Source organism: Pontibacter sp. E15-1, from assembly GCF_022601975.1.
Lineage (GTDB): Bacteria > Bacteroidota > Bacteroidia > Cytophagales > Hymenobacteraceae > Pontibacter.
The window spans coordinates 149,538-159,612 of sequence record NZ_JAKVIR010000015.1; the positions used below are offsets into that span (position 1 = coordinate 149,538).

Annotated in this window: 7 protein-coding genes; 6 read left to right on the forward strand and 1 reads right to left on the reverse strand. The window is 53.9% G+C overall.

What is annotated here, in order from left to right; genetic code table 11:
- Positions 1-2 precede the first annotated feature (2 nt).
- Entirely contained in the window at positions 3-1,091 is a 1,089-nt protein-coding gene (locus MKJ04_RS12405; protein WP_241641961.1) for an NAD(P)/FAD-dependent oxidoreductase, read from the reverse strand.
- Between the two features lie 81 nt (positions 1,092-1,172).
- On the opposite strand from MKJ04_RS12405, the gene MKJ04_RS12410 reads away from it, so the two are divergent.
- From MKJ04_RS12410 to MKJ04_RS12435, 6 genes are all read left to right on the forward strand, one after another.
- The gene (locus MKJ04_RS12410) at positions 1,173-1,808 is read left to right on the forward strand and encodes an MBL fold metallo-hydrolase (protein ID WP_241641962.1); all 636 of its coding nucleotides are present in this window, start codon (positions 1,173-1,175) and stop codon (positions 1,806-1,808) included.
- Positions 1,809-1,831: 23 nt separating this feature from the next.
- The gene (locus tag MKJ04_RS12415; protein WP_241641963.1) at positions 1,832-2,539 is read left to right on the forward strand and encodes a CDP-alcohol phosphatidyltransferase family protein; all 708 of its coding nucleotides are present in this window, start codon (positions 1,832-1,834) and stop codon (positions 2,537-2,539) included.
- A complete protein-coding gene (gene purS / locus MKJ04_RS12420) occupies positions 2,536-2,787 on the forward strand; it encodes a phosphoribosylformylglycinamidine synthase subunit PurS (protein ID WP_241641964.1) in 252 nt (83 codons plus the stop codon). The genes MKJ04_RS12415 and purS overlap by 4 nt, the downstream gene beginning before the upstream one ends.
- 110 nt (positions 2,788-2,897) lie before the next feature.
- Positions 2,898-6,758 (forward strand): type IX secretion system sortase PorU, encoded by a 3,861-nt coding sequence (gene porU / locus MKJ04_RS12425; RefSeq protein ID WP_241641965.1) that lies wholly within the window; start codon positions 2,898-2,900, stop codon positions 6,756-6,758.
- A gap of 48 nt (positions 6,759-6,806) precedes the next feature.
- Positions 6,807-7,940, forward strand: a complete 1,134-nt coding sequence (gene porV / locus MKJ04_RS12430) for a type IX secretion system outer membrane channel protein PorV (RefSeq protein ID WP_241641966.1) — start codon at positions 6,807-6,809, stop codon at positions 7,938-7,940.
- 17 nt (positions 7,941-7,957) lie between these two features.
- Complete coding sequence (locus MKJ04_RS12435; protein ID WP_241641967.1) at positions 7,958-9,253, forward strand: M16 family metallopeptidase; 1,296 nt, start codon at positions 7,958-7,960, stop codon at positions 9,251-9,253.
- Positions 9,254-10,075 lie beyond the last annotated feature (822 nt).

Genomic DNA, 10,075 nt, shown 5'->3' on the forward strand with positions numbered 1-10,075 from the left:
GCTTACAGTTGAGTGTTTTGGTGTTTTAAGTAGTCGTAATATAACGATAAATACCTCGAAATTCGTATGTCTGGCAGCAGTTCCGCCTCCCCGGCAAGGGCAGCGGAAAACTGCTGCGCCAGGTAGGGCGCCATCTGTACCCCCTTCGACCCCATCCCGTTAAAAACGCTTAACTGAGAGAATTGCGGGTGTACCCCTATGAGTGGTTTACGGTCCCGGACGGCTGGCCGGATGCCTGCCAAGTGGCGGATGGTACGAAAAGGCGTTGGCGTGATCTGACTGAGGCGTTCTTCCAGCTCCTGCCGCCCTGCCTCGGTGGGCTGCTCGTTGGGCTCCCGCCAATTGTACGTAGCCCCCACCCGAAAGCGGCCTGCACCTACCGGAACAACGTAAACAGCTTTGTTATAGATGCAATCTGGGTTAAAATTATCGGCCTGCACCTCCAGCACCTCGCCCTTGGTGGGCTGAATGGGCAGCCACTTGAAGTAGGGGTTGTTTACTACCTGAAACCCCTCACAGAACACAAGATGCCCGGCTTCCAGATTCTTATAGCGCACGCCTTGCCCGGTCAGCTGCAGCTGGTCCATCTCAAAGCGCTCGGGCAGCAGCAGGTTCTGCGCCAGCAGCTCTGCGGTGAGCAGGTCCAGCATCTCGGCCACCAGCAGGCTCCCGCCCCTCCCGATCAGGATGCCGCCGTGGGGGTTTTGCACTGCCGGTTGGCTTGCGCCCTGGGTATAAGTGCCCAGGATATAGTCCTGCCAGCCCTCACTGGCGCATTTTGCCATCCACGTGTTCTGCTCCTCAATGGTCGAGAAGATTTTATAGATCGGCCTATGGGTGTAGAGCTCGCGCCCAAAGTGGGTGCCCAGCTCCGCGTAAAAGGCATCGGCGGCAGGTATAAACTCGTCTGCCAGCCACGACTTGGCAAAGCGCTTGCCCGCCACGGGGTTCAGCAGGCCGGCCGCCACCCGCGAGGCGCTGCTCGGCCGCGGCTCGTCTATAACCAAGACCCGATGCCCGCGCTTGCGTAAGGTATAGCTCAGTATGGCACCGGCCAACCCGTGCCCTACCACTATAAAATCGTATTTCATCAAAGCAAGTTACGAGATGTACAGGTGAATTTAGTAACTTTGAAAGCCAATTTTGTACATGCCCCTCAACGCAGCATAACCATGAAAGTGACCCGCTTTACCTTTAACCCCTTCCAGGAAAACACCTACCTGCTGCACGACGACACCAACGAGTGCGTGGTGATAGACCCGGGCTGCTACGAGCGGCAGGAGCAGGAGCAGCTGAGAGGCTACATCGAAAAGAATGGATTGAAAGTAGTGCGCCTCCTCAACACCCATTGCCATATCGACCATGTGCTGGGCAACGCGTTTGTGGCCGACACTTACGGGGTTGGCCTCGAGATACACCCCGAAGATGAGCAGACCCTGCGCGCCGTGCCAACCTATGCCGCCTCGTATGGCTTTCCGAAGTATGCCGAGGCCCTGCCTGCCGCCTTCCTGAAGGAGGGCGACACGGTGAAGTTCGGGAACACGGAACTGCAGGTGCTCTTCACGCCGGGCCATGCCCCGGGGCATGTCGTGTTTTACAACGGCCCCGAGAAGATTTGCATCGGGGGCGATGTGCTGTTCCAGAACAGCATCGGGCGCACCGACCTGCCGGGCGGCGATTTCGACACGCTCATAAATAGTATAAAAGACAAGCTGTTCGCCCTGCCCGACGAGGTAACCGTATACCCTGGCCACGGCCCCGAGACGACCATCGGGCACGAAAAGAAACACAACCCGTTCCTGCGCTAGCGCTTGCTGCAACCCGACCATACATGAAAAAACACATCCCCAACGCCATTACCTGCCTCAACCTCTTTTCGGGTTGCCTGGCGCTGTACTTTGCCTTCCAGGATCAACTGGTATACACGGCTTACCTGGTGGGCATTGCCGCCGTGTTCGATTTTTTGGATGGGATGCTGGCCCGCGTGCTGAAAGCCTACTCCGAGATCGGGAAGCAACTGGACTCGCTCGCCGACATGGTGTCGTTTGGCGTGGTGCCGGGCACCGTGATGTTTATGCTGCTGCAGCGCGCCGATGCCTCGGTGCTGGGTATACCCTCCGACATCCTGCCTTTCTTCGGCTTCCTGATCACGATCTTCTCGGCACTGCGCCTGGCCAAGTTCAACATCGACACCCGCCAGACCACTTCCTTTATCGGTTTGCCCACGCCAGCCTGCACCATCTTTGTAGCCTCGTTGCCGCTTATTTTGCAGTATGGCGGCCTGCTGCACTACGAGATTATCCTTAACCCGCTGGTGCTGCTGGCCCTCACGGTTCTGCTCTCGTTCCTGCTGGTGGCGGAGTTGCCGCTGTTTGCGCTCAAGTTCACCAACCTAAGGTGGCAGGACAACTCCATGCGGTTTATTTTCCTCGGATTGTCGGTTATCTTGGTGGCTCTTCTTAAATTCGCAGCGATACCTTTGATTATCGTTCTGTATATACTTTTGTCCATCATCAAAAAAACATCGCACTCATCATGAAATTTGTAGCCGAAATAGATATAATGCCCCGCCCGGAACTGTTGGACCCACAAGGAAAAGCGGTACTACTTGGCCTCGAGCACCTTGGCCTGGACCAGATCAACAATGTCCGCATCGGGAAGCACATCACCCTGCACCTGGAAGCCGAAACAGAGGAAATTGCCCGTGAGAAGGTGGACAAAGCCTGTAGTAAGCTGCTGGCCAACCTGATCATGGAGTCGTTTGCGTATGAACTGCAGCAGGCATAAACTCCGGCGGCGTAGCACTTTTCAGCCGTATTTTGTATCTTAAAAGAAATCAGCCTGCCACGGCCTCTATCTGTGGCAGGCTGATTTCCCTATTATACTACACAGATTTTATGATGTGGCCTTCCCGACTTGTTTCTGTATGCGCGCTGGTTCTGCTGAGCTTACTGACAATGCAGGCCGGGGCACAGGCACCCACCGAAAGCGTAACGCTGCAGTGGGAAGGTCAGGCTGCCATACTCCCCACCCGCACCCCCGACGGGAAGGTGCCCACGTTTGCAGGTGCCTCAATAGACCCTGTGGAGGGATTGCCATACTACCGCCTGCAGTTGCCCGGAGTGCACGCCAGCGCCTTTCAACTGACAGAACCCCAGTATCAGCCTTTCAGTGCAGCCGAGCAGCAGTTGTTTGGCACGTACAGGTTTCCGGCAGAGCCGCAGGTGCACGTGCGGCAGGGCATGCAGAACAAAGTGCCCGCAAGCCTGATCGCTATTCTTCCTGTCCGGCTTAACCCCGGCAGCAACCAGCTGGAGAAACTGGTCAGCTTCAGGTATACCTATACCTCCGGCGGCACCAACGCAACCAATGCCCGCACTGGCTCCGCTGGCAGCTTTGCCACAAACTCAGTGCTCAGCACCGGCGATTGGTATAAACTGGCCGTCACCGCCTCCGGGGTATACAAAATCGACAAAAGCGTGCTGCAGACGCTAGGCCTCAGCACCCAAAGCATCGACCCAAAAAAAATACAGGTATTTGGTAACGGCGGCGGCATGCTGCCACAACCGAACAGCGCCCCGCGCCCCGACGACCTGGTAGAGAACGCCATTTGGGTGGCCGGAGAGACTGACGGGAAGTTTGACGATGCAGACTATGCCCTGTTTTATGCCCAGGGGCCCCATACCTGGGCCTACAACGAAACCCAGGAGCAGTTTGAGCATACCTATAACCTCTACTCCGACACGGCCTATTACTTCCTCCGCGTCAACCATTCCGCGGGCATGCGCGTTGCTTCCGCCAGCCCCGTCTCGGTGGCTTCCCAGACAATCAGCACGTATAACGAGCGCCTGTTCCACGAAAAGGACCTGAAAAACATGGTATACTCGGGCAGGGAGTGGTATGGCGAGGACTTCAGCAGCTTCGCCCCTTCCCGCAGTGTCTCTTTTGCCGTATCCGACGCAGTGCCAAACGCAACGGTAAAGCTCACGGCTGCGCTCATGGCGAACTCGCCTGCCGAAAGCTCCTTTAGCCTGAGACTCAACGACCAGGCGCTTGGCTCCCAAACGATTCCCTCGAGGGGCACTTATAATTACCACCCCGAGGGCACCAACAGCACCCATACCTACAGCATCGGCCAACAGAAGCTGGGCAATGTGCCAGCCTATGAGGTAAAGCTGACCTTCAGCCCCGGCGGCAGCTCTTCCTCCGTCGGCTACCTAAACTATCTGGAGCTTGCGTATGAGCGGCAGCTGAAACTTTATGGCGAGCAGACCAGTTTCCGGTCCCTGAAAAGCCTGTCTGCGCCTGTCAGTGACTTCCGCATAGCCGGGGCAGCGGCCAGCGCCACCGTGTGGGATGTAACCGAGCCGCAACGGCCCGAGGCACGGCAGTTCAGCAATGGCAGCTTTAGCGCCCCTACCGCCACGCTCCGGGAGTTTGTGGTGTTTGAGGGCGGCAACATCAGCACGCGGCCCACAGCCCTTGGCAAAGTGGCCAACCAGAACCTGCACCGCCTGAACGAGGACGGCAGCCTGGACTTTGTGATTGTGGCGCACCCGGCGTTTCTGCAGGAGGCGAACCGACTTGCGGCCCATCGTGCGCAGCACAGCAACATGCGGGTGGAAGTGGTTACGCCAGGCCAAATCTTCAATGAGTTTTCCTCTGGCGCGCAGGACGTGACGGCTATCCGCGACTTTATGCGGATGGTGCACAGCCGCAGTGCCAAGCGTGGCGACGAGGCGCTGTACCTCCTGCTTTTCGGCGATGCCTCCTACGATTATAAAGACCGCTCCCGCAACAACACGAACTTTGTGCCGATCTATGAGTCCCGGCAGTCGCTGCACCCTATCGCCAGTTATTCCTCCGAAGACTATTACGGGTTCTTGGATGCCGATGAGGGTGAGTGGGCAGAAGACTCGTTCGGGGATCACCTGCTGGACATTGGCATTGGGCGGCTGCCCGTAAAGTCGGCGGCAGAGGCAGCGACTGTGGTCGACAAAATCATCGCCTACGACAGCCCGAGCCATTTCGGGGGCTGGCGCAGCAAGATCACGTTTATGGCCGACGACGGTGATTATAATGAGCACCAGAAAGACGCTGAGTACCTGGCCAACTACATCGAGAGCACTTTTCCGGTGTATACCCCCAACAAAATATACGTGGATCTATACCCGCAGCAGGCACTGCCAAACGGGCAGCGTGTGCCTGCTGCCACGGCTGCCATCAACAAAGCGGTAGAGCAAGGGTCGCTCATCATGAACTATACCGGCCACGGCAATGAGGTAAGCCTGGCGGAGGAGCAGATCCTGACCCTGCAGCAGATCAAAGGCTGGACGAACAAGGAGAACCTGACCTTTATCCTGACGGCCACCTGCGAGTTTGGCCGCTATGACGACCCTGCCCGCACATCGGGCGCGGAAATAGCCTTGCTCCACGAAGGCGGCGGAGCCGTGGGCCTTGTCACCACCACGCGTCCTGTGTACTCCAACGGCAACCGGGTACTCAACCGGAACTTCTTTAAAAGCGCCTTCACGCCACTAGACGGGCGTATGCCCCGCCTCGGCGATCTGGTGCTCCATACCAAGAACAACAGCATCACGGATAATGTAAGTGGCTCAACGGGAGTAAACAACCGCAACTTTTCCCTCCTCAGCGACCCCTCGCTGCAACTGGCTTATCCAAAACTGCAGGTGCAGCTGACGCACATCAACGGCGTTGAGACAGCCACAGACACACTCAGCGCCCTGGGCAAGGTAACCTTGCAGGGGCAGGTAGTAACGGGCGCAGGCAGCCTTGCCTCCGATTTCAGCGGCGACCTGCGCCTGACCGTGTATGAGAAGTCGACCACGCGGTATACCCTGGGCGACGAAAACTCGCAGGTCGTGCCGGTGCAGGTACGCGAGAACGTGATCTATGACGGCAAAGCCTCCGTGCAGCAGGGGCAGTTCACGGTCACGTTTGTGGTGCCCAAGGACATCGCCTATAATTATGGTACCGGGAAAATAGCCCTGTATGCCAGCAACAGCACCTCCGATGCCATGGGTGCCAACCAATCTGTGGTGATTGGCGGCACCGCCACCAATGTGCCCACAGACAACACGCCGCCCACCGTTAACCTGTATATGGACGACGAGTCGTTTGCGAACGGGGGCAGCACAGGCAAAACCACCGTCCTGCTGGCAAACCTGTTCGACGACAATGGCATCAACACTGCTGGCCTGGGCATCGGGCATGAGATTACGGCCATACTGGATGAGAACCGCGACAATGTGATCGTGCTAAACGATTACTATACCGCAACGCAGAACAACTACCAGAAAGGACAGATAAAATACACCCTGAAAGACCTGGAAGCCGGACCGCATTCTGTGCGACTGAAAGCGTGGGACACCCATAATAATTCCTCCGAAGAATATATAGAGTTTTTTGTATCTAATGACGCTAATCTTGCGTTAGAGCATGTGTTGAACTATCCAAATCCTTTTTCGACACACACCACTTTCCATTTTGACCACAACAGGGCCGGTGAAAACCTTGACATTCAGGTGCAGATTTATACCATCTCTGGCAAGCTCATAAAAACCTTGCAAACTACCTCGTATGCCAGCAAGGCGCATGTGGCCGATTTATCCTGGAATGGCCGAGACGAATACAATGATACACTGGCCCGCGGCGTTTATGTGTATAGAATGAGTGTGCGGTCGCAGCAGGATGGCTCAAAAACATCCAAATTTGACAAACTCGTAATTTTAAATTAACATAGTTATTCTTAATTTCTATATTTGATACAGCTATTCACCTTATATATGTACAATAAACGTCAGATTCTAAAGGCTTCAGCATTTGCCTTCGCCTTATTTTCAGCCCCTGCTGCTTTTGCACAGACCACTCCACCTCCTGCAACCTCAACAGGCTCTAACCTAAACGCCGTTACCACAGCCGTTCCAATCCTGACCGTGGCCCCTGACACCCGTTCGGCAGCCCTCGGCGACGCTGGCGTGGCCTTGTCGCCGGATGCGAACGCGGCTTACTGGAACCCTGCCAAGCTTGGCTTTGTGGAGAACGATGCGAGTATTGCCTTCTCTTATGCCAAATGGCTCGGCAATATCGTGGACGACATGTCGCTGAACTATTTGTCTGGCTACAAGAAGCTGAACGAAACCTCGGCAATCTCTGCTTCCCTGATGTATTTTGACCTGGGTGAGATCCAGTTTATCGATGCAAACCAGGCACCGCTGCAGAACTACAATCCGAAAGAATATGCATTGTCTGTGGCCTATGGTCAGGCGCTGAGCGAGAACTTCAGTGTGGGAGTTGGCGCGCGCTTTATTCACTCCAACCTTGCCGGTGACGTGAACGTGAGCGGAAGCAACATAGAGTCGCAGCCCGGAAACACGGCCGCAGTGGATGTAGGCGTATACTATAACAAAGACCTTGGCCAGAACCTGAACCTTGGCCTGGCTGCCAACATCTCGAATATCGGCGGTAAGATAGCCTATTCTGAGAACGAGGATAAGAGTTTTCTGCCAACCAACCTGAAAGTCGGTACGGCTGTCACGTATAACCTGGATGCGTATAACTCGCTTACGCTGGTGGTAGATGCCAACAAACTTCTGGTACCCTCTCCGGGCGCTGACAGCAACCAAAGTGTTGTAAGCGGTATTTTCTCCTCTTTCTCTGATGCAGAGGGCGGCGCAAGCGAGGAAATGAAAGAAGTGAATATATCAGCAGGTGTGGAGTACTGGTATAACAAACTTTTCGCGGCCCGTGCCGGTTACTTCTATGAAAACCCGGAAAAGGGTGGCCGGAAGTACTTTTCCACAGGTATAGGACTGCGTTATCAGAAGTTTGGTCTGGACGCTGCATACCTTGTGCCTAGCGACCAAAGCAACCCGCTGGCCGACACCTGGCGCTTTACACTGGCCCTGAACCTTGACTAGACATTAAACAATATAGAATGCTGGATAGAACAAAAGCACCAGAAACATACGAAATAGATGCCATTACGCTGCAGATAGCTGAAGTGACAAACTTAAGCAACGGAGCGAAATTACATCTCATCAAAAGCGAAACCCAGCCTGTCATCAGGCTGGATTTTGTTTTTAAGGCCGGTAAATGGTTTGAAGAGAAGGTGGGCCAGTCGGACCTGGCTGTGAGAATGCTGCTAGAGGGCACACTGAATCATACGGCGAAACAAATAGCAGACAAAATTGCCTTTTACGGTGCTTCTTTTGAAAATAGCCACGGCTACGACCGAACGGAGTTCACGCTGTACTGCCTTTCAAAATACGTAGAGGAACTACTTCCCCTCGTTCTAGATGTCCTACAAAACCCGGTTTTCCCGGAGGAAGAATACAAACTCCTGAAGCAGCGCACTACCCAGAACATAAAAGTACAACGGCAGAAAACCAGCTACCTTGCCACCCACAGTTTCACAGAACATGTTTTCGGAGAGCAGCATCCCTATGTGTTTGGGTTTGATGAAGAAGCCTTGGAGCCACTTACGAAGGAGGATTTACACCAGTTTTATAAAAGCAGGTTCCTGACCCAGGAGTTAGAGGTGTTGGCGTGTGGCGACATCAATGAACAAACGCAACGCTATCTGGAGCATGAGATTCAGCAGTTGCAATTGCAGCCCTCGAAAGCATCGCACACAAGTGCTCAAAAGGAGATCGCCATACATCCTGACACAGGCAAAAAATCGAGTTTGGTGCTGGTAGAGAATAGTCTACAGTCTTCAATTAGGATGGGACGCAGGTTTCCACTGATCACAGACAAAGACTATTTGCAGCTTGCCGTGCTCAATGAGATACTCGGTGGCTACTTTGGCTCAAGGCTTATGCGCAACATTCGGGAAGATAAAGGCTATACCTATGGCATCTACTCTGTCATTTCCCCGAAAGAGCAGGACAGTATGTTCTACATCGGCACTGACGTGAATTACGCCGTAACGGACAAGACGATTGAGGAGATTATCAAAGAGATCACGCTGTTGCAGCAGGAGGAAGTGCCGGAAGATGAACTCCAAACCGTGAAAAACTATATGCTGGGCAAGTTCCTGAACGACATCAACACGATCTTCGATCAGTGTGACCGCTACAAGAAGATCGTGCTATATGACCTTCCGCAAAACCATTACAATGACTTCGTCACAACCATTCGCACAACCACTGCTCCGGAGCTAAAAGCCCTGGCACAACGCTATCTCCAGCCAGAGGATCTTTTCGTTGCTGTGGCTGGCCGAAAAGCATAAATTCAGAACAAATTTAAAGAGAAAGGCCCTGGATGCAGCTGCATCCAGGGCCTTTCTCTTTATACCTGTTTGCGAACAACTTGAATTGCAGAAATAAAGCTGCTTCCTATACCACATGCCCTATCTGTTGACTATCTGGTATAACCTTCCATTTCAAATTATAAGATTGCCCTCCTGGAGCAGGGCCTCTTTATCCTCTATTTTTTCTAACGCAAGACTTTACTGGCGCCCCGAAAGCTTTCGGGGTGTCTAAAAATAATGTCGCGTTTGTAACTCAACTGCGCCAGAGGCCAAATTATTCCTTTTACACGCGAGCAATGGCAATATTATACCATTATCGAATGGATTCTGTGTACTGGAGTTTTTTCATTTCGTGAATTTGGAAACTGTAAACACTGGCGTAAGCGTCCGCTTGTGCTTCCATATAATGTGCGGCAGGTGGGATGCATTGCACGGGAAGGCACCCCGAAAGCTTTCGGGACGCCATAGAGCAGATCTATGCGAACCAATCGATTGATAATAGTATTAGAATAAAACAGCTCTACCTTTGGGGTCAGGGCTAGTTAGCTTTTTATTTCTTTTAAGTAAGCTGGCCTAGCTGCGAAAATCTCTGGGACCACAGTATACCCATAAAGGAAAAGCCGCAGCCACCTTATCAGTGACTGCGGCTTTCCTGTTCTATACTGCCTCCTTGTAGCTCCCCGCCCGGGCGGGCACAAAAAAAGGGCGGGGCAGCGTCCTTGTGTGGATGCTGCCCCGCCCGTGGTGGGGTTGGCGGCCACCTACTCTCCCGGGTGTGACCCCAGTACCATCGGCGCTCCC